This window comes from Nonomuraea sp. MG754425 (assembly GCF_021699195.1).
In the GTDB taxonomy this organism is placed as follows: Bacteria; Actinomycetota; Actinomycetes; order Streptosporangiales; family Streptosporangiaceae; genus Nonomuraea.
In genome coordinates this window covers 1-23596 of the sequence record NZ_SSXE01000128.1, presented here as the reverse complement: position 1 = coordinate 23596, position 23596 = coordinate 1, and the positions used below count along the sequence as shown (strand labels likewise).

The 23596-nt window shown below is 72.5% G+C and carries 22 protein-coding genes and 1 pseudogene; 14 read left to right on the top strand and 9 right to left on the bottom strand.

The features are described from left to right. Positions 1-12: 12 nt before the first annotated feature. Positions 13-474, bottom strand: coding sequence for a MarR family winged helix-turn-helix transcriptional regulator (locus FAF44_RS35310; RefSeq protein ID WP_237107690.1), 462 nt, complete (start codon positions 472-474; stop codon positions 13-15). An 83-nt stretch (positions 475-557) separates the two neighbouring features. On the opposite strand from FAF44_RS35310, the gene FAF44_RS35305 reads away from it, so the two are divergent. Then, complete coding sequence (locus FAF44_RS35305; protein WP_237107689.1) at positions 558-983, top strand: DoxX family protein; 426 nt, start codon at positions 558-560, stop codon at positions 981-983. A 94-nt stretch (positions 984-1077) separates the two neighbouring features. Here the strand turns inward: FAF44_RS35305 and mmuM are convergent, their stop codons facing one another. The 3 genes from mmuM to FAF44_RS35290 all read right to left on the bottom strand — a co-directional run bounded on the left by mmuM (position 1078) and on the right by FAF44_RS35290 (position 5094). Continuing rightward, entirely contained in the window at positions 1078-1944 is an 867-nt protein-coding gene (mmuM, locus tag FAF44_RS35300) for a homocysteine S-methyltransferase (protein ID WP_237107688.1), read from the bottom strand. A gap of 118 nt (positions 1945-2062) precedes the next feature. Beyond that, positions 2063-4456 carry a VIT domain-containing protein gene (locus FAF44_RS35295; protein WP_237107687.1) on the bottom strand — a complete coding sequence of 798 codons (2394 nt, stop codon included), beginning with the start codon at positions 4454-4456 and terminating at the stop codon, positions 2063-2065. Beyond that, positions 4453-5094, bottom strand: coding sequence for a helix-turn-helix domain-containing protein (locus FAF44_RS35290; RefSeq protein WP_237107686.1), 642 nt, complete (start codon positions 5092-5094; stop codon positions 4453-4455). The genes FAF44_RS35295 and FAF44_RS35290 overlap by 4 nt, the downstream gene beginning before the upstream one ends. 108 nt (positions 5095-5202) lie before the next feature. Here FAF44_RS35290 and FAF44_RS35285 point away from each other — a divergent pair, with 108 nt between their 5' ends. After that, a complete protein-coding gene (locus tag FAF44_RS35285) occupies positions 5203-5670 on the top strand; it encodes a Dps family protein (protein ID WP_237107685.1) in 468 nt (155 codons plus the stop codon). Positions 5671-5912: 242 nt separating this feature from the next. Further along, positions 5913-6935, top strand: coding sequence for an alkaline phosphatase PhoX (locus tag FAF44_RS35280; RefSeq protein ID WP_237107684.1), 1023 nt, complete (start codon positions 5913-5915; stop codon positions 6933-6935). A 37-nt stretch (positions 6936-6972) separates the two neighbouring features. Here the strand turns inward: FAF44_RS35280 and FAF44_RS35275 are convergent, their stop codons facing one another. After that, positions 6973-7566 (bottom strand): TetR/AcrR family transcriptional regulator, encoded by a 594-nt coding sequence (locus FAF44_RS35275; protein ID WP_237107683.1) that lies wholly within the window; start codon positions 7564-7566, stop codon positions 6973-6975. A gap of 93 nt (positions 7567-7659) precedes the next feature. On the opposite strand from FAF44_RS35275, the gene FAF44_RS35270 reads away from it, so the two are divergent. Both FAF44_RS35270 and FAF44_RS35265 read left to right on the top strand, forming a co-directional pair. Beyond that, positions 7660-8466: an SDR family NAD(P)-dependent oxidoreductase gene (locus FAF44_RS35270; protein WP_237107682.1), complete on the top strand. Its 807-nt coding sequence runs from the start codon at positions 7660-7662 to the stop codon at positions 8464-8466. Further along, positions 8463-10646, top strand: a complete 2184-nt coding sequence (locus tag FAF44_RS35265; RefSeq protein WP_237107681.1) for an MMPL family transporter — start codon at positions 8463-8465, stop codon at positions 10644-10646. Before FAF44_RS35270 ends, FAF44_RS35265 begins: the two co-directional genes overlap by 4 nt. 4 nt (positions 10647-10650) lie before the next feature. On the opposite strand, the gene FAF44_RS35260 is transcribed toward FAF44_RS35265, so the two are convergent. Beyond that, positions 10651-11568: a helix-turn-helix domain-containing GNAT family N-acetyltransferase gene (locus FAF44_RS35260; protein WP_237107680.1), complete on the bottom strand. Its 918-nt coding sequence runs from the start codon at positions 11566-11568 to the stop codon at positions 10651-10653. Between the two features lie 31 nt (positions 11569-11599). Between FAF44_RS35260 and FAF44_RS35255 the strand changes: the two genes are divergently transcribed. From FAF44_RS35255 to FAF44_RS35245, 3 genes are all read left to right on the top strand, one after another. After that, positions 11600-12517, top strand: a complete 918-nt coding sequence (locus tag FAF44_RS35255; RefSeq protein ID WP_237107679.1) for a beta-propeller fold lactonase family protein — start codon at positions 11600-11602, stop codon at positions 12515-12517. A 52-nt stretch (positions 12518-12569) separates the two neighbouring features. Continuing rightward, positions 12570-13955: a N,N-dimethylformamidase beta subunit family domain-containing protein gene (locus FAF44_RS35250; protein WP_237107678.1), complete on the top strand. Its 1386-nt coding sequence runs from the start codon at positions 12570-12572 to the stop codon at positions 13953-13955. Between the two features lie 271 nt (positions 13956-14226). Then, positions 14227-15252 (top strand): 6-phosphofructokinase, encoded by a 1026-nt coding sequence (locus FAF44_RS35245; protein WP_237107677.1) that lies wholly within the window; start codon positions 14227-14229, stop codon positions 15250-15252. 137 nt (positions 15253-15389) lie between these two features. Here FAF44_RS35245 and FAF44_RS35240 read toward each other — a convergent pair whose 3' ends face one another. Together FAF44_RS35240 and FAF44_RS35235 are read right to left on the bottom strand one after the other, a co-directional pair. After that, on the bottom strand, positions 15390-16205 hold the full coding sequence (locus FAF44_RS35240) for an MHYT domain-containing protein (protein ID WP_237107676.1): 816 nt from the start codon (positions 16203-16205) through the stop codon (positions 15390-15392). Positions 16206-16266: 61 nt separating this feature from the next. After that, a complete protein-coding gene (locus tag FAF44_RS35235) occupies positions 16267-17118 on the bottom strand; it encodes an MHYT domain-containing protein (RefSeq protein WP_237107675.1) in 852 nt (283 codons plus the stop codon). A gap of 234 nt (positions 17119-17352) precedes the next feature. Between FAF44_RS35235 and thiI the strand changes: the two genes are divergently transcribed. Further along, complete coding sequence (gene thiI, locus FAF44_RS35230; protein ID WP_237107674.1) at positions 17353-18549, top strand: tRNA uracil 4-sulfurtransferase ThiI; 1197 nt, start codon at positions 17353-17355, stop codon at positions 18547-18549. A 37-nt stretch (positions 18550-18586) separates the two neighbouring features. Here the strand turns inward: thiI and aroF are convergent, their stop codons facing one another. Then, positions 18587-19609: a 3-deoxy-7-phosphoheptulonate synthase gene (aroF, locus tag FAF44_RS35225; protein WP_237107673.1), complete on the bottom strand. Its 1023-nt coding sequence runs from the start codon at positions 19607-19609 to the stop codon at positions 18587-18589. A gap of 283 nt (positions 19610-19892) precedes the next feature. Between aroF and FAF44_RS35220 the strand changes: the two genes are divergently transcribed. From FAF44_RS35220 to FAF44_RS35200, 5 genes and pseudogenes are all read left to right on the top strand, one after another. After that, positions 19893-20489: a molybdopterin-dependent oxidoreductase gene (locus FAF44_RS35220; protein ID WP_237107672.1), complete on the top strand. Its 597-nt coding sequence runs from the start codon at positions 19893-19895 to the stop codon at positions 20487-20489. Between the two features lie 54 nt (positions 20490-20543). Then, positions 20544-21689, top strand: a complete 1146-nt coding sequence (locus FAF44_RS35215) for a sensor histidine kinase (RefSeq protein ID WP_237107671.1) — start codon at positions 20544-20546, stop codon at positions 21687-21689. Between the two features lie 66 nt (positions 21690-21755). Then, positions 21756-22496, top strand: coding sequence for a LytTR family DNA-binding domain-containing protein (locus FAF44_RS35210; RefSeq protein WP_237107670.1), 741 nt, complete (start codon positions 21756-21758; stop codon positions 22494-22496). Continuing rightward, entirely contained in the window at positions 22493-22852 is a 360-nt protein-coding gene (locus FAF44_RS35205; RefSeq protein WP_237107669.1) for a hypothetical protein, read from the top strand. Before FAF44_RS35210 ends, FAF44_RS35205 begins: the two co-directional genes overlap by 4 nt. Further along, a pseudogene (locus FAF44_RS35200) lies at positions 22849-23596 on the top strand (cation acetate symporter); the annotation flags it as partial. The gene FAF44_RS35205 and the pseudogene FAF44_RS35200, both read left to right, overlap by 4 nt.

Genomic DNA, 23596 nt, shown 5'->3' with positions numbered 1-23596 from the left:
GCCTGCCCGAGGTCAGGCGGAGGTCCGTAATGACGCCTCCGTCTTGCGCATGGCCCGCGTCACCGCGTGCAGTTCCTCGCGGCTGAGCTGGTCGATCAGGTGCTCGCGCACCACCTCCACGTGACCGGGGGCCACCCGCTCCAGGCAGCGCGCGCCCGCGTCGGTGAGCACCGCCAGCACCCCGCGCTCGTCGGACGGGCAGGTCGTCCGCTCCACCAGCCCGGCCTTCTCCAACTGGGTGATCTGGTACGTCAGCGCGCTCTTCGACACCACGACGCCCCTGGCCAGCTCGGTCATGCGCATCTGCCGCCCGGGGGACTCCGAGAGCACCACCAGGATCTCGTACTGCGGATGGGTGAGCCCCGCCGCGGCCTTGAGCTGTTCCTCGATGCGCCGCTCGAGCAGGTGGGAGGCGGCGACGAAGGCGCGCCACGCGGCCATTTCCGTCGCGTCCAGCCATCGGATGTCCGTCACTGAATCAGTGTACTGTCGTTCGAAATTGAACAAATCACTGCTAGAGTCATTGTTCAAATCTGAACGATCATCGAGGAGTCCGCATGGTGGATCAGGCGCGTCCCATCGTCCTGTTGCTGGCGAGGGTCGCCATCGGGGTGATCTTCCTGGTGCACGGCTATCAGAAGTTCGCGTCCATGGGGATCGCGGGCACGACCAAGTTCTTCGAGTCCGTCGGCATCCCGCTGGCGGGCCTGGCCGCTCCCGTGGTGGCCACGCTGGAGGTCGCCGGCGGCCTGGCGCTGATCCTGGGGGTGGCGCTGCCGATCTTCGGCACGCTGCTGGCCCTCAACATGCTGGGCGCGATCACCTTCGTGCACGGGGTCAACGGGCTGGTCGGCGAGGGCGGCTACGAGTTCGTGCTGGCGCTGGCGGCGGCCAGCCTGGTCATCGGCTTCACCGGGGGCGGGGCGCTGGCGCTCGACCGCGTCCTGGGCCGCCGCCGCGACACCGCCACGCTGCTGGCCTAGCCGGGCCCGGTCCGCGCGCACCCGCCGGGTCAGGGGGCTCAGGCCGGGTGCGCGCGGATCCGCCTGACGTGCTCAGGTCAGATGCGCGACGTGTTCAGGTCAGGTGGGCGCGGATCTGCCTGATGTGCTCGGGGGTCGTGCGGCAGCAGCCGCCGATCAGCGACGCGCCCGCCCGCCGCCACTCCTCGGCGGCCCGGCCGTACTCCACCGGATCGGCCAGGCCCAGCCAGCGGCGGGCGGCGGCGTCCCACGTCTCGCCCGAGTTGGGGTAGACGACCACGGGCAGACCTCCCGACAGGCAGGAGATCAGGCCCGGGATGTGGCGCGGCGCGGTGCAGTTCGCGCCGACGGCCACCACCCGCGGGTCACCCGCGAACAGTCCGGCCGCCTCCCGGATCGGGGTGCCGTCGTTGAGCCGTTCGCCGTCGCGGCACGAGAAGCTCACCCACGCCCGCACGCCGGGCGTGCCGGCCAGCAGCCTGGCCAGCGCCTTCGCCTCGGGGTAGGACGGGATGGTCTCGCAGGCCAGCAGGTCCGCTCCCGCCGAGGCGAGGATCTCCCAGCGCGGCAGGTGCCAGGCGTACAGGCCGTCCTCGTCGAGGTCGTAGTCGCCGGTGTACTCGGCCCCGTTGGCCAGATAGGCCCCGTACGGGCCGACCGAGGCGGCCACCAGCCCGCGCCCGGCCGCGTCGCGCGCCTGGGCGGCCAGCTCGACCGACAGCCGGATCAGCCGCCCGGCCGCCGCGGCGTCCAGCCCGCGCCGCGCGAAGCCCGGCAGCGTGGCCTGGTAGCTCGCCGTGGTGGCCACGTCGGCTCCCGCCGCGAAGAAGTCGGCGTGCGCCTGCCGGATCAGCGCGGGCTCCTCCAGCAGCAGCCGTGCCGACCACAACTCGTCGCTGAGGTCCGCGCCGAGTTCCTCCAGCCGGGTGGCCAGCCCTCCGTCCAGGACCAGTGTCGTCACCTGTCCAGCGTAAGGGGCCGCCGGAAATGCTCCGATGGCATGACCGGGGCGCCCCTGCGGCGGGTTGACCGCGATGACCGCCCGGCACCCCGCCGGGCGGTCGGGTGCGGCGCGGGCGTCAGGGGCGCTTCCAGAAGGGGCGTCGGCCGCCGGTCGAGGGCCCCTGCTCCGAAGGGCCGGGAGGTGGGGTGTCGCGGCCGACGAGTGCGGTCAGGGTCGCGACGGCGTGGTCGTGCAGCGTCCGCGCGTCCGCGCCCGGCTGCTCGGCCGCCTCCAGCTCCCTGGCCAGCGCCTCCAGCTCCGCGCTCCCCCCGAGGAACCTGGCCAGCGCCGCCAGCCGGGTGCCCAGATCCGCCAGGTACAGCAGGTCGGGCAGGGGAAGCGCGTGGAGCCGGTCGAGCTCGGCGACCAGTTGCGGCAGCACCGCATCCAGCCGGTGAGCCGCTCCGCCGCCCCCGCGTCCGCCGGGCCTGCGCCCGCGCAGGCCCCCGCCGGGCACCGGCGGAGCGGGCGGCAGGACCGGCCCCGCGCCGGGCGCGCCGTAGGGCGGCGGGCCGCCGGCCACGGGAGACTCGCCCTCCGGCGCACCGGTGCCCACGAATCCCTGGTCCAGGCCGGACTGCCCGAGCCCCGGAGCGCGCATCCGGACCATCGGCGCCGCGGCCGGGGCCGCCGCCAGCATCACGTTGGCCCCGAACGCCATCGGCGCCGCGCTCGGCAGCTCCCAGCCGCTCGGCGGCTCGACCGGCTGGATGACCCGGTGCTCGGGCCCCTCACCGGCGACCTGCCTGGTGTCCACGGCCACGTACGCGGTGAACCGGCACAACACGCCGTACTCCAGCGACGTACGCACGATGCGCGGCTCCAGGTCGTGCTCGCCCATGGCGTAGCGGTCCTCCAGCTCCCGCAGGTGCGCCCGCGCCCACACCGCGCGCAGGGCCGGGTTGTCCACGGTCACGCCGTCCACCCGCTCCTGCCACGGCGTGCCCGCCGCGATCCCGCGTACCGTGACGGAGGAGCCCTCGTGGTAGCGCCCGTACGCGCGCAGCGGCACGCCCGGGAAGATCGAGCCGAGGTGGGTCACCGTCTCCGGCTCGACGGCGAGATCCGTGAGCGACAGGTCGGTGACCAGCGGAGCGCCGATCCGGCGGTGGATGTGGTCCATGGCGGCGTCCAGCCGGTCCTCCGACTCGACCAGCTCGCACCGCCCGGCGCCGATCCCGGCCAGCCGGCCGAGGAAGCCCGCGTTCACCGCCCGGTCGATGCCGACCGTGTGCACGCGCATGGCCGACAGCGCCCCGCCCGCCCGCTCCAGGATCTGGTCCTCGTTGCCCACCTGCCCGTCGGTGACCAGCACCACGACGCGCTCGCGCCCGCTCTCGGCGTCGAGCAGGGCGATGGCCTGGAGCAGCGGCTCCAGCAGTTCCGTGCCGCCCCGGGCGTCCACCCGGGCCAGGTGCTCGACCGCCCGGTACCGGTTGCGGTCCGACGCCGCCACCAGCCCCTCGAACGCCTGCTCCACCACCGTGTCGAAGGTCAGCACCGCGAACCTGTCCTGCGGCGTCAGCGTGTCCACGATGCGCGCGGCGGCCCGGCGGGCGCAGATCATCTTCCACCCGCTCATGCTGCCCGAGCGGTCGAGCAGCAGCACGAGGTCGCGCGGCGTCCTGGCGCCCGCCGGCTCGGGCGGCAGCACGGTCAGCGCGAACGTGTCCCGCCCGTCGAGCTGCAACGACGTCGAGGCGTCGAACGACAGCCGCAGCACGAAGTCCCGGTCGAGCCGCTCGCCCGGCCGCAACCGCACGGTCCGGCCGTCCTCCTCGACCACGTGCAGGCTGGAGGCCAGCTCGCGCAGCTCCAGCCCGGACGCCTCCACGGTGGCGGTCAGCGACAACCGCACCGGGTTCGGGAAGCCCGGCAGCAGCACCGGCGGGCTGATCCTCGACGCGTCGGGCACGGCGTCGGTGTCGGGAGCCGTGCCGTCACCGGCCGGCGGGCCGTCGAGCGGGCTGCCCGGGATGTAGCGCGGGGCCACCACCAGCGGGAACCTGAACGTGGCCGCGCCGTCCTCGTACGGCAGCGGCTGGCTCATGGTCAGCCGCACCGAGACGCGCTCGCCGGGCAGGATGTTGCCCACCCTGATCGTGAACACGTCCGGGCGGTCCTCCTCGGCGATCGCCGCCCGCCGGCCCTCGCGCAGCGCCCGGTCGTAGTCGGCCCTGGCCGCGCCGCGCTCCTTCAGCACGCCCTCGATCACCCGGTCGTCGGCCTCCATGCGGAAGCCGGTCACGGCCGCCCTGTCGGGCAGCGGGAAGACGTACGTGGCCTCCAGCGTGACGTCGAACGGGTTCCGGAACCCCTGCGTGACCTCGACCCCGGCGATCAGGCCCGAGATGTCCGCGTTCACGTCCACGCTCTCCAGCGGCAGGTTGCCGCGTTCGGTCAGCAGCGCGCCGAACCCGGCGTCCGGCACCGGCAGGCACCGCGCGGGCTCCAGCGAAGTGATCCTCATGTCAGCTCCCTCTCCTCGAGCACCGCGAGCAGCGGTCCCGCCGCCGCCAGCACCGCCTGAACGTCCTCCTCGGACGGCGTCCGGCCCGCGTCCAGCACGAGCCGCACCCCGTCACCCAGCCTGACCCCTGTCACCACCGCACCCCGGGCCACGTCCGCTCCGCGCGGCGGGTCGTTTGCGGGTCGCTCGGTCCAGAAGCGCCCTCGGACGGGCTCGCCGCCGCCCGGCCCGCCACGCTCAGGAGTCACCCGGGGCTCTCCCGCCGTGTGCCCGTCTGTCAGGTGGTCATCCAGGGGGAGGGCGCCGCCGTCCGGCCACGGCGGGGTGTCCAGCAGGGCCGCCGCCTCCAGTGTCTGGTTCGTGGCCCCCGCCAGCGCCACCTGGATCTCGGCGATCGACCGCCCGGCCGCCTGCAGCCGTTTCACGGCCACGAGCTGGAGCAGGTGCCGCCGTCCGTATCGGGCGACCCGGCCGCGCCGGGTGAGCGGCGGGTCCACCAGCCCGATCGTCGTGTACCACCTGATCAGCCGCTCTCCCGGCACGTCGCGGACGCGCCCGTTGGCAGGGGGCGGCGCACCGGCCCGCAGCGTCCGCGCCGCGTGCTCGGCCAGCTCGCCGATCGTCCAGGTGTCACTCATATCTCCACAATGACACTGTCACTGTTGCACTGTCAATGACAGGAAGAACGGGTCCACGGATGTGGTTCTCCCATGTGTAAATTCCGACCGAAGGGGAGGAAGTAGGACATGGCTACGATCACCGGCCCACTCTCGGGCGACGCCAGGACCACCGTTGCGGAGGCCCTCCAGGGGGCCCTGGTCGACCTCATCGACCTGTCACTGGTCGCCAAGCAGGCGCACTGGAACCTCATCGGCGCCCACTTCCGTCCGATCCACCTCCAGCTCGACGAGGTCGTCGCGCTGGCCAGGGCCCACATGGACACGATCGCCGAGCGCGCCGTGGCCCTCGGGGCCAACCCGGACGGCCGCGCCGCCACCGTCGCCCGCTCCACCAAGCTCCAGCAGCCCGAAGGCGGCTGGATGGAGGACGGGAAGGTGCTGGCGACGATCACCGACACCCTCGACGGCATCAGCAAGCGCATGTACGAGCGCATCCGGGCCACCGAGCAGCCCGACCCGGTCAGTCAGGACCTGCTGATCGCCGTGGCGCAGGACATCGACAAGCAGCACTGGATGTTCCAGGCCCAGCGCTGATCACCGCGAGGAGGGCCCGGGCCGCGGGTGCCCGGGCTTTCGTCTGCCGGATCCACCCCCGGACCCGTGCGTGTCGTGCCTGTCCAGGGGGCCCGGCACAGGGCGGCCGGAGGGCCGGACGGGGTGCGGGCCGGGCCGCCGGAGCAGCCGGAATCGGGGTTTGCGCAGAGTTTGATGTCGCGAGTCCCTGCCATTCATGTCGGTGCGGTCGACTAGCGTGGCACCTAGAGGGAGGCCCCACGATGTCGCGCAAGACTCTCCTCCGCACGGGCCCGCTCGTGTCGGGCGGCGTCAGCCCGTACGGTCCGCTCGGCCTGGCCGGCCCCGGCGGCCTGGCGTTGCCCCCGGGCTTCGCCGGCCGGGTCGTGGCCAGCTCCGGGCACAAGGTCGCCGGCCTGACCTGGCACGCGGCCCCCGACGGCGGTGCCTGCTTTCCCGACGGCGGCGGCTGGATCTACGTGTCCAACTCCGAGCTGCCCCTGCTCGGCGGCGCGTCGGCGCTGCGCTTCCGCGCCGACGGCAGCATCGCCGACGCCTACCGCATCCTGTCGGGCACCGACCTCAACTGCGCCGGGGGCGCCACGCCGTGGCACACCTGGCTGTCGTGCGAGCTCGGCCACCGGGGCCGCGTCTTCGAGTGCGACCCCTACGGCGCCCGCGCCGGCCGTCCCCGCCTGGCCATGGGCCGCTTCAAGCACGAGGCCGCCGCCTGCGACCCCGAGCGCCGGGTCATCTACATGACCGAGGACGAGCCCGACGGCTGCTTCTACCGCTTCCGGCCGGGCGACTGGGGCGACCTGACGGAGGGCACCCTGGAGGTGCTGTGCGCCTCCGGCGGCTGGCAGGCCGTGCCGTCGCCGGCCGCCCTGCTCAAGGAGGCCCGCCACCAGGTCGAGGGCGCCCGCCACTTCGACGGCGGCGACGGCTGCCACTACGCGGGCGGCGTGTGCTACTTCACCACGAAGGGCGACACCGGCCTGTGGGCCTACGACGCGCAGACCACGTCGCTCGACCGGCTCTGCGAGGGCGTGCGGGCCATCACCGCCGCCCCCTCCGGCGATCTGTACGTCGCCAGAGACCGCGCCGAGATCGACGTCATCGCGCCCGACCGGGCGGTCACGCCGTTCCTGCGGCTGGAGGGGCACGACGGGGCCGAGCTGACCGGGCTGGCCTTCTCGCCCGACGGCGCGCGGCTGTACTTCTCGGCCCGGCGCGGTCGTACGGAAGGGCACACGTTCGAGGTCGCCGGCCCGTTCCGTCCCTGAGCCCGAGCGGCCAGGGGCCCATCAAGAGTCGGTCCGGTCAGCTCAGGTACCGCACGAGCATGTGTTTGAGCTCGTCCACGAGTTCGGCCGACCGCTCCGGCGCCGACGACGTGATCATCGGCATCACCGCCTTCACCATGGCCAGCGCCATGGTCCCCATGATCTCGGCGCGCTCCTCGGGCAGTTCGGGCGAGCGGCGGCGCAGCATGCCCGACAGGTGCCGCGCGATGTCCTCGTGCAGCCGCTGCGACGCCGCCGCGAACTGGTCGCCGGTCGCCGTCCCGTACAGCAGCGACCAGTAGGCCGGTGACGCGCTCTTGAACTGCACGCTCTCGTCCACGAGCTGGGCCACCAGCGCCTCCAGCGGGATCTCCGGCGTGACCATGGCCAGCCGGGCGGCCCAGAACTCCTGCCGGTCGACCGTGTAGCGGGCCACGAGACCGTCGAGGATCTCGTCCTTGTTCCTGAAGAACTGGTACAGCGATCCCGGTGACATGCCGGCCCGCGCGGCGACCTGGTTGGTGGTCAGGTCGGGGTAGCCGACGTCGGCGATCACCTGCTCGGCGGCGTCGAGGATCTCGGCCATGCGCTTCAGGCCGCGCGCCTGCCGACGGACCGTGCGCTCAGCCATGGGTCTCCTCGTTGACAAATACGAGCATTTACTTGTATTTCTGTTTCCGGAAGCAGAACGCGAGTAGTTTACCGAGTTTCCCGGGAGAACCCCATGAGAACCGTGCTCGTAACCGGGTGCGCCAGCGGCTTCGGCCTGCTCACGGCACTCACCCTGGCGAGGAGAGGGGACCGCGTGCTGGCCACCGTCCGCGACCCGGGCTCCGAGGGCGCCGAGCGCCTGCGCCGCGCCGCCGCCGGCGAGGGCCTGCCCCTGGAGGTGCGGCGCCTGGACGTCACGCAGCCCGTCCCCGCCGTCGAGGACGAGCTGGACGCGCTGGTCAACAACGCCGGATACATCCTGCGCGGCCCCGTGCTGACCCTGTCGGACGAGGAGTTGCGCGCCCAGTTCGAGACGAACGTCATCAGCCCCGCCCGCCTGACCAGGGCGCTCGCGCCCCGGATGAAGCCGGGCGGCGTGATCGTCAACGTCTCGTCGATCGCCGGGACGGTCGGCGTGCCCTACGAGGGCGCGTACTCGGCGAGCAAGGCCGCCCTGGAGTCGCTGTCGGCCGTGCTCCGCTTCGAGCTCGCCCCGTACGGCCTGCGGGTGGTCGTGATCGCCCCCGGCAACTTCGGCACCTCCATCCGCGCCCGCTCCCGCTGGGCCGAGGCGTTCACCGCCGACCACCGCGACCGGGGCGAGCACGAGCGGTTCTGGGCGGCGTTCGACCGCTCGCTGGCCGGCCAGGGAGATCCGCAGGACGTCGCGGACGAGATCGCCGCCGCGATCGAGGCCCCCGACGCCGCGTACCACCGGCTGGTGGGCGGGGATGCCCGGTTCCTGTACGACCTGCACCGCGAGCACAGCCAGGAGGACTTCGAACGCCTGGTCACCGCGGCCCTGGGACTCGAGCGATGACGGCGGTCGGCACCGGGCTCCGCCCGGACCGCCGGGCCCCGGCCGAGCCGGTCCTGCGCCGGCTCGGCCACCTGCTCGTCCGCCGCCGCCGGCTGGTGCTCTCGCTGGCCCTGGTCCTGCTGATCGGGGCCGGCGTGCTGGCGGCGGGGGCGGCGTCGGGGCTGTCACTGGCCCGGTTCGAGGCTCCTGGGTCCGAGTCCGACCGGGCGCAGGCCGAGCTGACTGAGCGGTTCGGCACCGGCAGCCCCGACATGATCTTCCTGGTGACGGCGCGGGCCGGCACCGTGGACGACCCCGCGGTCGAGGCGGCCGGCCGGGCGCTGACCGAGCGCGTCGGCCGTGAGGAGGGCGTGGCCGAGTCCGCCTCCTACTGGACCCGCGGCAAGCCCGCCACCCTGCGCAGCGCGGACGGCCGGCACGCGCTGATCGTCGTGCGCATCCCCGGTGACGCCGATCACGTGCGCGCCCAGGTCCTGCCCAGGCTGGTCCCCGAGATCACCGCGGGCGACGACCTGCTCCAGGTGCGGGCCGGGGGAGGGGAGGAGGTGTTCAGGGAGACCGTGCCGCTGGCCAGGCAGGACTTCGTCCGGGCCGAGCTGGTCATCTTCCCGCTGGCGTTCGTGCTGCTCTGGCTCTACCAGCGGCGCGCGATGGCGGCCCTGGTGCCGATCCTGGCGGGCGTGTACGCCATGGTGGTCGGCCTGGCGCTGCTCAGCGGCGTCCTGCTGGTCGCCGAGATCTCCACCTTCGCCCTCAACCTGACCCTGGCCATGGGCCTCGGCCTGGGCATCGACTACTGCCTGTTCGTCATCCAGCGCTTCCGAGAGGAGAGCGCGCGCGGGGCGAGCCGGGCCGACGCGGTCGCCGGCGCCGTCGAGCACGCGGGCAAGACCGTGCTGTTCAGCGGCCTGACCGTGGCCGCGTCGCTGTCGGTGCTGTTCGCGCTGCCGTTCGACTTCCTGCGCTCCTTCGCCTACGCGGGGATCGCGGTCGTGCTCGGCGGCCTGGTCGCGGCGGTGATCGTGCTGCCGGCCGCGCTGGCGGCCTTCGGCGGGACGATGCTGCCCAAGCGGGTGCGGCCCGAGCGCCCCGACGGCTTCTGGCACGGGCTGGCCACCCGGGTGATGCGCCGTCCGCTGGTGTTCGGCGGGCTGGCCACGGCGCTGCTGCTCCTGCTCGCCTCGCCCTTCCTGGGCCTGCGCTTCGGCGTGGCCGACGATCGCATCCTGCCGCCGGAGGCCGCCTCCCGGCAGACCCAGGAGGTCATCCGCCAGTTCTTCCCCGCCGAGGAGACCGACGCCATCCAGCTCGTCTCCAGGGACGCCGCCACCGGCGACGTCTCCGCCTACGCCGCGAGCCTGTCCCGCCTGCCGGGCGTGGCCCAGGTGGACTCGGCCGCGGGCTCGTACGCGGCCGGCGCCCGCGTGGGCGACGGCGACCAGGCCCGGTTCCAGAGCCAGGGCCGGGGCACCTGGCTGTCGGTGGTCCCGTCGGCGGCGGCGCTGGCCGACGACCCCGTGCGCCTCGTCGAGGCCGTGCGCACGGTCGAGCCGCCCTTCGAGGTGCTGGTCGGCGGCTACCCGGCCGAACTGTCCGACTACCGCTCCTCCGTCGTGGACCGGCTGCCGCTGGTGCTGGCGCTCATGCTGGGCGTGACGTTCGTCGTGCTGTTCCTCATGACCAGGAGCGTCGTCATCCCCGTCAAGGCGACCATCCTGAACGTCCTGAGCCTCGGCGTGATGTTCGGCGCCATCGTCTGGATCTTCCAGGACGGCAACCTGTCCGGCCTGCTCGGCTTCACCCCGACCGGCACGCTCGACCCGAGCATCCCGATCCTGATGCTCTGTGTCGCCTACGGCCTGTCGATGGACTACGAGGTCTTCCTGCTGTCGCGGATCAAGGAGGAGTACGACAGGACCGGCGACACGGAGTCGGCCGTGGCCACCGGCCTGCAGTCGGGCGCGCCGCTGATCACGGCGGCGGGCGGCATCCTGGCGCTCTCGTTCGCCGCCTACGCGACGGCGTCGGTGACGTTCGTGCAGATGCTGGGCGTCGGCATGGCGGTGGCCGTGCTGGTGGACGCCACCGTGATCAGGGCGGTGCTGGTGCCGAGCCTGATGCGCCTGGCGGGCCCGCTGAACTGGTGGCCGAGGGATCGGCCGGCCGCCCCGCGCCGGTAGTGACCTAGAGGTCGCGCGACCACATCTGCTCGACGACCTCGACCCCGCCCTCCATCCCCTTCTCCTCCGAGTCCAGCTCTAACCCGGCTGCCTGGTAGATGCGCCGCGCGCTCGCCAGGCAGTCGCGCGTCCACAACACGATCCGCTCGTACCCCTCGGCCCTCGCGTGGCGCAGGCACTCCGCCACGAGCCGCCGCCCCAGGCCCAGGCCCCGGGCGGACGGCTCGACGAGCAGCATCCGCAGCTTGGCCGTGGTGTCGTCCTGCCGCACGCAGAAGACGCAGCCGGCCCGTTCCCCGTCCACCTCGGCGATCCAGCCCGCGTCGCGCGGGAAGTCGAGGCCGGCCACGATCCCGGCGACGAGCCGCTCGAACTCCGTGCCCCAGCCGTACTCGGCGCTGTAGAGCACGCCGTGCCGGTAGACGACCCAGCCCAGGTCGCCGGTGCGCGGCGGCCTGATGACGTACGGCTCGCGCGCCGTGGCCCCGTCGCCGTCGAGGATGCCCCTGATCGTCGCCATGCCGGTGACCAGCCGCCGCTGGTCCTCCTCCGGCAGGCCGCCGAGCAGGCCCCTGATCTCCTCGGCGGAGCGCCGGTCGAGCGTCGCGAACACCTCGGACCCCAGGGGGGTGAGCCGGACGAGTTGCCTGCGCGCGTCGGCCGCCGAACGCTCCCGCGTGACCAGCCCGTCGCTCTCGAAGCGCGCCAGGATCCGGCTGAGGTAGCCGGCGTCCAGGCCAAGCAGCCCGCGCAGCTCGCCGGTCTCCATCCGGTCGCGGTGCGCCAGCTCGTACAGCACCCTCGCCTCGGTCAGCGAGTACGGCGAATCGAGCATCCCCGCCTGGAGCGCGCCGATCACCTTCGTATAGAACCGGTTGAAGGCGCGGACCTCAGAGACCTTTGCCTCTGTCAACGAACTCATTGCTGTAGTCAACCATAGGAGAATCGCCACTGTGAAGTACGTGCGGATAGGCGGATACGGCCCGGGCATCGTCACCCTCGACGCCGGGGAAGGGCAGGGGCTCGCCCGCGTGACGTCGCCGACGTTCCTGGCCGCGCACCCCTCCCTCCCGGTGCTGTACGCCGCGGGCGAACTGGAACGCGGCTGGCTCACCGCGTTCCTGGCCGACGGGCCGGCGCTCGCCCCGCTGGACGAGCGCCCCAGCGAGGGCCACAGCCCCTGCCACGTCGCCGTGCACCCCGAGGGGCAGTTGCTCGCGGCGGCCAACTACGGCGACGGCACGGCCACCCTCTACCGGCTCGACGAGCGCGGCGCGTTCACGGGGGAGCCGATCGTGCTGCGCCACGAGGGTTCCGGCCCGGACGCCGAGCGCCAGGAGCGCTCACACGCCCACCAGGCGGTCTTCCACGACGGCCTGCTGCACATCGCCGACCTGGGCACCGACGAGATCCGCCGCTACCGCCTCGACGGCACCCCGCTGGAGCCGATCACCCTGGCCCCCGGCACCGGCCCGCGCCACCTGGCCTTCTCCGGCTCCCGCCTGTTCGTGGCCGGCGAACTGGCCGCCACCGTGACGCTCATCGAGGGCGAGCGCCGCACGGTCGTGCGCGCCTCCCGGCACGAGGGCGAGAACTTCCCCTCCCACCTGCAGCTCGACGGCGACTTCGTCTACGTCGCCAACCGCGGTCCGAACACGATCGCCGTGCTGCGCGCCGCCGACCTGTCGCCGGTGGCCGAGGTGCCCTGCGGCGGCGACTGGCCCAGGCACTTCGCCATCGACGGCGCGCGCATGTACGTGGCCAACCAGCGCGCCGACACCGTCTCCTCCTTCCGGCTGCGCGACGGCGTCCCCGAGCCGGACGGGCAGTCGTACGGGGTGGACAGCCCGGGATGCGTGCTGATCACGTAAGCAGTTCGCCAAGTCGGGGCTCCTGGCGGGGGGCGGTCGTGAGCATGGCCTCGTGCGTAAGATCCTGCTCGTCCTCGCCCTGCTCGCCGCCGGTTGCGGCGCGCCGCCGCTCTCCGCCGGGCCGCCCGCCGCTCCCCCGGTCGCGCCGCCGTCCACCTCGGCTCCGGCCTCCGCCGCCGTCGAGGCAGACCCGGGGGCGGACGTGCGGGAGTCCTGGCGGATCACCCGGCAGGGCGCCGAGCACGAGATCGAGGGGTACGCCGACCGGGTGAGCGTGCTGCCGGGCGAGCGGTTCCGGCTGCACGTCTCCACCACCGCGCCGCGCTACACCGCGCTGGCCTTCCGCATGGGGGCCAACCCCGCCAAGGTGTGGGAGTCCCCCCGGATCCGGGGAACCCGGCAGGCGCCGGCCCGGGTCGTGAACGGCACCGTGACCGCCACCCACTGGGCCCCGTCGCTGACCGTGGACACCACGGGCTGGCCCGAGGGCGCCTACCTCATCAGGCTGGACGCCTCCACCGGCGCCCAGCGCTACGTCCCCGTCACCGTGCGGTCGGCCTCCGCCGCCGGGCGCGTGGTGATCGTGAACGCGGTCACGACGTGGCAGGCGTACAACCTGTGGGGCGGGCGCAGCCTCTACAAGGGGCCCGGCGGCTTCGGCGGGCGCTCGCGCGCGGTCTCCTTCGACCGTCCCTACGACGGCAGCGGCGCCCGGCTCTTCCTCGACTTCGAGAAGGACGCGCTGGCCCTGGCCGAGCGGAGCGGGGCGCGGCTGGCGTACCTGACCAGCCTGGACCTCGTGCCCGGCGCGCTCGACGGGGCCAGCGCGGTGGTCTCCCTCGGCCACGACGAGTACTGGTCGCCCGGCATGCGCAGGGCCGTCACCCGGGCCAGGGACCAGGGCGCGAACCTCGCCTTCCTCGGCGCCAACGCCGTCTACTGGCGCATTGCCATGAACGGCAGGCAGGTCGTCTGCGACAAGGAGCGGGTCTGCGAGCTGTGGCGGGCGTCGAAGCCCGAGAGCTCATTGGTGGGGCAGATGTACGACTGCTTCCCGGCGGAAGGCGTCTACCGGGTGAGCCGTCCCGGTCACTGGATCTTCGACGGCACGAAGGGGCGGCGCTTCCCCGGGATGCTCGGCGTGGAGACCGACCGGGTGTCGGGGGGTTCGCCGGCCGGCGTCCGGGTGCTGGCCGAGTCGCCGTTCTCGTGCGGGGGCCGGGCCAGCGTCTCGCACAGCACGTACTATGTCGCGCCGAGCGGGGCCGGCGTGTTCGCCTCCGGCACCATGCGGTGGGTGTGCGCGCTGCGCGGCCGGCGGTGCGGCCACGGCGTCACCGACTCGGCCGCCGCCTTCACCCGGCGGGCCACCCTGAACCTGCTGCACCGCTTCGCCCAGGGCCCCGCGGGCCGCGCGGCGACCGGCCGGGAGTCGTGACGGCCGGACGTTCCGGGCCCGAAAATACGGCGTGAATTTCGTCCGCCGCTGAAGATGATCTGCCCGTTTTTTGGGACAACTGTCACTTCCGCCCCAGTTGTCCCAGCAGAAGTGCCCGACACGCCCGGGAAATTTCCGCAGTCGTTTCGGTCCGGCGCGGGTTTAGATTTCCGGACACGCGTTTGGTCTAGACCACTGCGTGTGATGCCGGGCACAATGCGAGTCTGACATCAAGGTCTGGTTCGTGACCCCTATCTGGGAGGAACCCGCCATGCGTATTGGAGTGCTGACCGGAGGCGGCGACTGCCCCGGGCTCAACGCCGTGATCAGGGCAGTGGTGCGTAAGGGGGTGAGCGCGTACGGCCATGAGTTCGTCGGATTCCGTGACGGCTGGCGCGGTCCCCTCGAAGGCGACACGATGCCGCTCGACATCCAGGCCGTACGTGGCATCCTGCCGCGCGGCGGCACCATTCTGGGCTCCTCCCGGACCAACCCGATAAAGATCGAGGGCGGGGTCGACCGGATCAAGGAGAACCTGGCGACCACCGGCGTCGACGCGTTGATCGCCATCGGCGGCGAGGACACTCTGGGCGTCGCCAAACAACTGTACGACCGCGGCGTCAACGTCGTGGGCGTGCCCAAGACCATCGACAACGACCTGTCGGGCACCGACTACACCTTCGGCTTCGACACCGCGGTCAACATCGCGATGGAGGCCATCGACCGGCTGCACACCACCGCCGAGTCCCACCACCGGGCGCTGATCTGCGAGGTCATGGGCCGGCACGCGGGCTGGATCGCGCTGCACGCGGGCATGGCCGGCGGCGCGAACGTCATCCTCATCCCGGAGAAGCCGTTCGACATCGACCAGGTCTGCGAGTACGTCGAGTCCCGCTTCCGCACCCGCTACTCGCCGATCATCGTGGTCGCCGAGGGCGCGCACCCCGTCGAGGGGCAGATGGAGCTGCAGGCGGGCACCCTCGACGCGTTCGGCCACGTCCGGCTGGGCGGCATCGGCGAGGTGCTGGCCAAGGAGATCGAGAAGCGCACCGGCAAGGAGGCCCGCACCACGGTGCTCGGCCACATCCAGCGCGGCGGCACGCCCACCGCCTACGACCGGGTGCTGGCGACCAGGTTCGGGCTCCAGGCGATCGACGCGGCCCACGAGGGCGACTACGGCAAGATGGTCGCGCTGCGCGGCACCGACATCGTGCGCGTCGGGCTCGACGAGGCCACGGCCGAGCTGAAGACCGTGCCGGTGGAGCGCTACGCCGAAGCCGAGGTTTTCTTCGGTTAACGCGCTGAAAGCGGCTTGCAAGCGGGCGGCCGTACTTTTGGGTCAGCGGGGTTACCGCTACAACCCCCTCAGGGTACGGCTTGCGCCGCAGCGAGTAGGCGGCCCACTTGTGGCGCAGGCCGTACCCAGCACATAGCTCAACCGCGGGGCGTGCCGAAGAGATCGACCTCCGGCACGCCCTCGTCGCGTTCGCGCAGCCGCTGCCTGAACTCCGCCTCGCTGCGCAGTTCCTTCTCCGAGGGAGAGAGGATCACGGTGAGCAGCAGTCCCACGGTGATCACGCTGATGCCCACGATGAGCGGCAGCAGGAAGTCGACGGCCTTCGCGCCGTCCAGCGGCACCATGTCGGCGTGCGCCGCGACCGACATCGAGGACATCCCGGTGTAGTGCATGCCCGCCACCGCCACCCCCATGACCAGCGCCGCCCCGCCGATCCTGAGCGCCCCGCTGACCCGCAGCGCGAACCACAGCGCCGCCGTGGCCGCCGCCACCGCGATCAGCACCGACAGCGTGACGAGCACGGGGTCGTAGGACATCCGGCCGGAGACGTTCATGGCGGCCATGCCGAGGTAGTGCATGCTCGCCACGCCGAGCCCGGTCAGCACGCCGCCCCCGAGCAGGTAGGCCGGCCGTCCCCTGCCGTGGTAGGCCAGGAACAGCCCCACCCCCACGACGACGATCGCGATGAGCGCGGAGGCGACGGTGAGCGGGACGTCGTAGCGGATCACCGAGCCGTGCACGGAGAAGCCCAGCATGGCGATGAAGTGCATGGTCCAGATGCCGGTGCCGCCGATCGCGAAGGCCGCGCCGGCCAGCCACCACCAGGCCTCACGCCCGCCGGCGACCCGCGCGCGCGAGGCGAGCAGCAGCCCCAGCATGGAGCCCACACTCGACATGACGTACGCGAGCAGGGGTGTCAGCACCCCGAGAGAGAAATGATCGATCGGCGACATGCCCCACCCATCCCTTATGCACCGATAAGGGAGTATGGGCAGGGAGATGCCGGCTGCGCAACTACCTTCGCCGGGCCGGCGCCGGCTGGTGACGCGGTGCCGGCGCGGGGTAGGTGAGCTGCTCCTGCTGGGCGGTACGGCGGCGCAGCTCCAGCTTGGCCACCAGCTCCGCGTCCTCGTGCAGTTCCTCCTCCGACGGCGACAGGATCACCATGAGCAGCATGGTCAGCGTGATCAGGCTGATCACGGTCATGAGGGGCACGAGGAAGTCGAGGGCGTCGGCGCCCGGCACCATGCCGGGATCGGCGTCCACCGAGACGTGCATGGCGTACATGCCGGTGTAGTGCATGCCGGAGACCGCGACGCCCATGACGAGGGCGGCGGCGGTGATCCAGATCGGCTTCTTGACGCGCAGGGTGAACCACAACGCCACGGTCGCGGCCACCACGGCGATGCCCACGGAGGCGGCCACGGTGATCCGGTCGTAGGAGACGTGGGCGGACATGTTCATCGCGTACATGCCGAGGTAGTGCATGGAGGCGACGCCGAGCCCCGTCAGCAGGCCGCCGCCGAGCAGCGCCAGGAGCCGGCCGCCGCCGTAGGAGACCAGGAGCAGGCCGGTGCCGACGACCACGATGGCCACCATCGCCGAGGCCACGGTCAACCAGACGTCGTACTTGATCTGGGTGCCCTCCACCTCGAAGCCCATCATGGCGATGAAGTGCATGACCCAGATACCCGTGCCACCGATGGAGATGGCCGCGCCCAGCAGCCAGCGCACGCGGGCGCCGCCGCGCGAGGCGTGCGCCTGCGCGGTGAGCCGTAGCCCGAGCATCGAGCCGATGCAGGACATCACGTAGGCGAGCAACGGCGTGATCAATCCGTAGGTGAAATGATCAACAGCGGAAGTCATCTTCGGTTCCTTGCCATTTAGGGGTTCCCGGATTGTGCCATCCCGGATGTCCCTTTCGCATGGATACCCGAACTATCGGTAAACTTGCGAGTCGAGAACATGAGAGGGTCTCATGGCTTCCGGAGGGTCGGCCGCCGGACCGCACACGAGACCCGGCCGGACTAAACTCGGGTGGTCGCGGCGTTCCCTACACCGACCGCCGCGCTCTCCCACCCTTTCCCCGGAGGTTCCACCATGACGATGTCCGCCCTGGGCGAGCCGTGCGTACTGCTCAAGCTGGGCGAGATCGTCCTCAAGGGCAAGAACCGCGAGCTGTTCGAACGCCGCCTGATCGCCAACATCCGCCACGCCCTCCAGACGGTCGGCATCCAGGTCGACGTGCGCAGGCGGCACGGCGTGGTCGCGATCTTCCTGCCCCAGGGCGCCACCCCCGAGCAGGCCGACGCCGTCGCGCAGCGCGTGGCCGACGTCCCCGGGCTGGTCTGGATCCACCGCGCCTGGCGGGTCGCCAAGGACCCCGACGCCGTGCTGAAGGCCGGCCTCGAACTGGCCGGCGAGAGCGAGGAGGCCAAGCGGGGCGCCCGCTTCGCGGTCCGCTCGCGCCGCCGCGACAAGCGCTTCCCCCTGCGCTCCAACGAGCTCGACCGCCTCGTGGGCGGCGCCATCAACGACGAGTACGGCCTGCCCGTCGACCTCAAGAACCCCGAGCTGACGGTGTTCATCGAGGTCGACAGGGACGAGGTGTTCGTCTTCACCGGCGGCATCCCCGGCCAGGGCGGCCTGCCGGTCGGCAGCAGCGGCCGGGCCCTGGTGCTCATGTCGGGCGGCATCGACTCGCCCGTGGCCGCGTACCGGATGATGCGGCGCGGCCTGCACGTCGACTTCCTGCACTTCTCCGGCATCCCGTTCACCACGTCCGAGTCGATCTACAAGGCGTACGCGCTGGTCAGGAAGCTCGACCGGTTCCAGGGCCGCTCGCGGCTGTGGGTGGTGCCGTTCGGCAAGGCGCAGCAGTCGATCCGCAGCTCGGGCCAGGACCGGCTGGCGGTGATCGCCCAGCGGCGGCTGATGCTGAAGACGGCCGAGGAGGTCGCCCACCGCATCCGCGCCGCCGCGCTGATCACCGGCGACGCGCTCGGGCAGGTCTCCTCGCAGACGCTGGCCAACATCACCGCCCAGGACAACGCCGTGGAGCTGCCGATCCTGCGGCCCCTGGTGGGCTGGGACAAAACCGAGATCATGGCCGAGGCCCGGCGCATCGGCACGCTGGAGATCTCGGAGCTGCCCGACGAGGACTGCTGCTCGCTGCTGGCGCCCAAGCGCGCCGAGACCCGGGCCAAGATCGAGGACCTCAAGCTGATCGAGAAGCGGCTGGACGCCGAGGAACTGTGCGTCCAGCTCGCCGACTCCATCCAGGAGTACACCCTCTGACGCGTCCGCCCCCGGCTCACCGGGGGCGGACGGCCGGTCAGACGGTGGCGGGGGCCTTGCCGAGCAGCGCGGGGAAGTCGGTCATGATCTGGGCCAGCTCGCCCAGGTCGGCGTCCACCAGAGCCTGCGGCCCGTCGCAGAGCGCCTGCTCGGGCCGCGGGTGCACGTCGATGATCACACCGTCGGCCCCGACCGCGATGGCCGCGCGGGTCAGCGGCAGCACCAGGTCACGCCGCCCGCCCGAGTGCGACGGGTCGATGATCACCGGCAGGTGCGACAGGCGCTGGGCCACCGGCACGGCCGACACGTCGAGCGTGTTGCGGGTGGCCGTCTCGTACGTCCGCACCCCCCGCTCGCACAGCACGATGTCGAGGTTGCCGCGCTGGGCGATGTACTCGGCCGCCATCAGCCACTCCTCGATCGTGGCCGTCATGCCGCGCTTGAGCATCACGGGCCGCCCCGCCGCGCCGACCTCCTGCAGCAGCGCGAAGTTCTGCATGTTGCGGGTGCCGACCTGGAGCATGTCGGCGTAGGCGGCGACCGTCGCGACGTCGCGCGCGTCCACGACCTCCGTCACGATCGGCATACCCGTCTCCTCCCGTACGTCGGCCAGGATGCGCAGGCCCTTCTCGCCCAGCCCCTGGAAGGCGTACGGGGACGTGCGCGGCTTGTACGCCCCGCCCCGCAGCAGCACCGCGCCCGCGCTCTGCGCCATCCTGGCCGCGGCGAGCGTCTGCTCGTGCGTCTCCACCGCGCACGGCCCCGCGATCAGCGTCACGGTGTCGGGGCCGATCGGCACGCCGCCCACGTGGACGGTGGAACGTTCCGGATGGTTCTCCCTGCTGACCAGCTTGTACGGCGTGGACACGCGCATCACGTCACGCACTCCCGCCATGCCCCGCAGGCTCGTCGCGTCGAGTTGCGTCACGTCGCCGACCAGGCCGACGATCGTGCGCTGCACGCCCCTGCTGACGAACGCCTCCACCCCGGCCGTCCGGACGACGGACACGATCGCCTCGACGTCGGCGCCGGTGGCCTCGGACCTCATCACGATCACCATCTGCTCGCTCCCCTTCTACGGAACCGTCTGCGAAAAACTGTGAACTGCCTGCGAAAACTGCCGGAAAAACGCAGAAGGCCCCGGGTCCTGTCGGACCCGGGGCCTTCGCTCGCCTGTCTGCTACCGCAGCGTCAGATGGCGAACGGAGTCGGGTCCGTCGCCATACGAAAACAGGAACGCGGTGCGCATAAGCCGTAATGCTACCGCACCGCACCCACTGGCGAGGCACGAACGGTCCGATGGCAGGATGGCCCAAGACGCGAGATCGGTGAGGGGAGTGATCATGGAGGAGCCGCGCCTGCCGCCCGGCCAGTACGTCCCGCGCGGCCGCCCCGTGATCCACTACGGCCGGGTCCCCGCGTTCCGGCCGGACCGCTGGGACTTCCGCGTGTTCGGCGCCACCGCCTCGGGCGAGGAGCACTGCCTCGCCTGGGACGCCTTCGAGCGGCTGCCGCGCGACACCCGCCTCGCCGACTTCCACTGCGTCACCAAGTTCTCCCTCATGGGCAACGAGTGGCGCGGCGTCACCCCGGCCACGATCCTGGCCGCCGCCCCGCCCGACCCGGGCGTGCGCCACGTGATGATCTGGGCCGAGTACGGCTACAGCGCCAACCTGCGGATGTCCGACCTCACCGCGCCCGGCACGCTGTTCGCCACGGAACTGGACGAGAAGCCGCTCAGCCCCGAGCGCGGCTACCCGCTGCGCATCGTGGTGCCCCACCTGTACGCGTGGAAGAGCGTCAAATGGGTGCGGGGCATCGAATACCTCCTCGAAGACCGCAGAGGCTTCTGGGAGGAGCGCGGCTACCACAACCTGGCCGATCCCTGGCGCGAGCAGCGTTACTCCTACCAGGAGGAACCCGGAGAGGGCCCGCCCTGACGCAACTCCGGGTTTCGCCCCGGACACGCTCCGTCATTGGTTACGGTTTCCAGCATGCTGACCACCGCGTGCGTGGCGCTGTGCTCTGTGACCTTCCTGCTGGGATTCGGGCTCGCCCGCGTGCCATGGCGCCGACGTCCCGTGCCGGAGGGCCGCGGGCCGGGCGATGCGACGTTCACCACGCTGCACACCGCCGCGATGGCGGCCCCGGCCCTGCGCGCGGGGCTCGACCGCGACTCCGCCCGTAAGGCCGTACGGCATCTGCGCACCCTGCTCGGCACCTCCGCCGTCGCCATCACCTCCACCGAGGCCGCGCTGGCCTGGGATGGGCCGTGCACCGACGACGTGCTCACCTACGCCCGCGCCGCGCTGTCCGCCGGGCGCGCCCAGGTGTTCCCCGAGGGGCCTCAGGGGGCGGTGGTGGTGCCGCTGACCGTGGACGGCACCGTGGTGGGCACGCTGGCCGCCTTCGACGACGAGGTGAGCGCCGCGCTCGTGCGCACCGTCTCCGAGGTCGGCCGCTGGGTCTCCGGGCAACTGGAGCTGGCCGAACTCGGCGCCTCCAGGCGGCGCGCGCTGGAGGCCGAGATGCGCGCCCTGCGCGCCCAGATCTCGCCGCACTTCGTCTACAACGCGCTCACCACGATCGCCTCGTTCGTCCGCACCGACCCGCAGCGCGCCCGCGAACTGCTGCTCGACTTCGCCGACTTCTCCCGGTACGCGCTGCGCCGCGCCCACGACTTCACCACCCTGGCCGACGAGCTGACCTGCGTGGACCGCTACCTGCTGCTGGAACGCGCCCGCTTCGGCGACCGGCTGCGCTTCAGCATGCAGGTGGCGCCGGAGGTGCTGCCGGTGCCGGTGCCGTTCCTGTGCCTGCAGCCGCTGGTCGAGAACGCCATCAAGCACGGCATGGCCGGTCGCGGCGGCCCCGGGGAGGTCCGCGTGGTGGTGCGCGACGCGGGCCCGGAGGCGCACATCACGGTCGAGGACGACGGCGCCGGCATGGACCCCGAGTGCGCCCGGCGCATGCTGGACGAGGACCCGGCGCGCGAGGGCAACGGCATCGGGCTGGCGAACGTGGACCTGCGCATGCGCCAGATCTACGGCGACGGCTACGGCCTCGTCGTGGAGACGGCGCTCGGCGCGGGCACGAAGGTGCGGCTGCGGGTGCCGAAGACGCAACTCAGCTCTCTGTAGTCAAATAATTACGCTACGCTGGCGTGGCGCTTGCCACCTCTGCTTTCATACGACAGCGTGGTGGACATGCTGAGAGTCCTGGCCGTCGACGACGAAGTGCCCGCTCTGGAGGAGCTCGCCTACCTGTTGCGCCAGGACGACAGAATCGAACACGTCATGACGGCCGCCGACGGCGTCACCGCGCTGCAGGACATGGTGCAGATGATCGGCGGCGGCGAGCGGCTCGACGGGGTGTTCCTCGACATCCGGATGCCCGGCCTCGACGGGCTCGACCTCGCCCGGCTGGTCGGCGGCTTCCCCAGCCCGCCGAAGCTGGTGTTCGTCACGGCGCACGAGGAGTGCGCGGTGCAGGCGTTCGAGCTGGAGGCGGTCGACTACCTGCTCAAGCCCGTCCGGGCCGAGCGGCTGTCGGAGGCGGTGCGCCGGCTGGAGGCCGCCACGTCCCCGGCCGTCGAGCTGGGCCCCGACGACGTGATCCCCGTCGAGCTGGGCGGGCGCACCCGGTTCGTGCCGCAGCAGGCCGTCTGGTTCGCCGAGGCCAAGGGCGACTACGTGCGCCTGCACACCGTCGACGGCAGCTATCTCGTCCGCATGTCCCTGGCGGCGCTGGAGCGGCGCTGGTCCGACTCCGGGTTCATCCGCATCCACCGCAGCACGCTCGTCTCCGGGCGGCACGTCAGCGAGCTGAGGTTCGAGGGCGGGCGGGTGACGCTCACCGTCGGCACCGAGACGCTCCAGGTGAGCAGGCGGCACAGCCGGCAGGTGCGCGAGCAGCTCGTCCGCCAGCACCGGGGCGCGATCTCGTGAGCGGCCGCCCGGCGGCCGGGCGGCGGCGCGTGGTGGTGTCGCGGCGGCCCGCCGCGCTCGGGGCCACCGTGATCGGGCGCCTGTCGGCCCGGCCCGCGGCCGTGGTGCACCGGCTCGCCGGGCGTTCCGGGGGGCGGGGCCCGGCCCCGACGGACGTGCCGGCGATCGTGGGCCTGCAGTTGCGGCGGGCGCTGCGCACGGTGGCCGCCGTGGCCGGGCTGCTGGTGGGCGTGCCGGTCGCCGCCGCGTGGCTGCCCGACCCGTGGGTGTGGGTGGCGCTGTCGGTGGCCGTCCAGGGGGCCTGGGTGGGGTTGTCGGTGTGGCAGCTCAGGTGGGCGGAGCGGCTGGAACGATGACGGTCGCGGTGCTGACCGGGGCCGCCTTCGTGCTGGTGCTGGCCGTCATGGCGGGCGCCGCGCGGCCACGCCGCTCCAGCGGCGCCGGCGACTTCTACGTGGCGGCCAGGGCGGTCCCGCCCTGGTGGAACGGCGCGGCGATCACGTCCGAGACCACCTCGGCCGCCGCCTGCCTGGGCACGGCCGGGCTCATCGCCACCAACGGCTCGCCGATGTTGTGGTACCCGGCGGGGGCCGCGGCCGGGTTCGTCGTGCTTCTCGCGCTGGTCGTCGCACCGCTGCGGCGGTCGGGGACGTACACGTTGCCGGACTTCGCCCAGTGGCGGCTGGGCTCGGTGCGGCTGCGGCGGCTGACCACCTGCCTGGTGCTCGTCGTCGGGCTGGCGCTGATGGTCGCCCAGTTCCACGCCGCCGGGGTGGTGGTGCGGCTGCTGACCGGGCTGCCGCCGTGGCTGGGCTGGGCGGCCGTGGCGGCGGCGGCGCTGGGCGTGGCGTGGGCCGGCGGGCTGGGCAGCGTGACGAGCGTGCAGGCCGCGCAGTTCTGGCTGAAGCTGGCGGTGTTCGTCGGCGTGGGCGCGGCATGCTGGTGGATGGCCGGCACCTGGCCCGTCGCCTGGTTCGACGGGGCCTACCGGGCCGGGCCGCCGGGGCTGGCGGGGGCGGGCGACCCGTCGCTGCCGGGGGTGCTGTCCGTGCTGGTGTCGTGCGCGCTGGGCACGATGGGGCTGCCGCACGTGATCGTGC

Bases quoted from the DNA above. Each gene is read 5' to 3' on its own strand.
- FAF44_RS35290 (WP_237107686.1), bottom strand. From the start codon at position 5,094: ATGAGTGACACCTGGACGATCGGCGAGCTGGCCGAGCACGCGGCGCGG.
- FAF44_RS35260 (WP_237107680.1), bottom strand. From the start codon at position 11,568: ATGAGTTCGTTGACAGAGGCAAAGGTCTCTGAGGTCCGCGCCTTCAAC.
- FAF44_RS35280 (WP_237107684.1), top strand. From the start codon at position 5,913: ATGTCGCGCAAGACTCTCCTCCGCACGGGCCCGCTCGTGTCGGGCGGC.
- FAF44_RS35240 (WP_237107676.1), bottom strand. From the start codon at position 16,205: ATGTCGCCGATCGATCATTTCTCTCTCGGGGTGCTGACACCCCTGCTC.
- FAF44_RS35210 (WP_237107670.1), top strand. From the start codon at position 21,756: ATGCTGAGAGTCCTGGCCGTCGACGACGAAGTGCCCGCTCTGGAGGAG.
- FAF44_RS35220 (WP_237107672.1), top strand. From the start codon at position 19,893: ATGGAGGAGCCGCGCCTGCCGCCCGGCCAGTACGTCCCGCGCGGCCGC.
- FAF44_RS35265 (WP_237107681.1), top strand. From the start codon at position 8,463: ATGACGGCGGTCGGCACCGGGCTCCGCCCGGACCGCCGGGCCCCGGCC.
- FAF44_RS35215 (WP_237107671.1), top strand. From the start codon at position 20,544: ATGCTGACCACCGCGTGCGTGGCGCTGTGCTCTGTGACCTTCCTGCTG.
- FAF44_RS35270 (WP_237107682.1), top strand. From the start codon at position 7,660: ATGAGAACCGTGCTCGTAACCGGGTGCGCCAGCGGCTTCGGCCTGCTC.
- FAF44_RS35305 (WP_237107689.1), top strand. From the start codon at position 558: ATGGTGGATCAGGCGCGTCCCATCGTCCTGTTGCTGGCGAGGGTCGCC.
- thiI (WP_237107674.1), top strand. From the start codon at position 17,353: ATGACGATGTCCGCCCTGGGCGAGCCGTGCGTACTGCTCAAGCTGGGC.
- FAF44_RS35245 (WP_237107677.1), top strand. From the start codon at position 14,227: ATGCGTATTGGAGTGCTGACCGGAGGCGGCGACTGCCCCGGGCTCAAC.
- FAF44_RS35285 (WP_237107685.1), top strand. From the start codon at position 5,203: ATGGCTACGATCACCGGCCCACTCTCGGGCGACGCCAGGACCACCGTT.
- FAF44_RS35275 (WP_237107683.1), bottom strand. From the start codon at position 7,566: ATGGCTGAGCGCACGGTCCGTCGGCAGGCGCGCGGCCTGAAGCGCATG.
- aroF (WP_237107673.1), bottom strand. From the start codon at position 19,609: ATGGTGATCGTGATGAGGTCCGAGGCCACCGGCGCCGACGTCGAGGCG.
- FAF44_RS35235 (WP_237107675.1), bottom strand. From the start codon at position 17,118: ATGACTTCCGCTGTTGATCATTTCACCTACGGATTGATCACGCCGTTG.
- FAF44_RS35295 (WP_237107687.1), bottom strand. From the start codon at position 4,456: ATGAGGATCACTTCGCTGGAGCCCGCGCGGTGCCTGCCGGTGCCGGAC.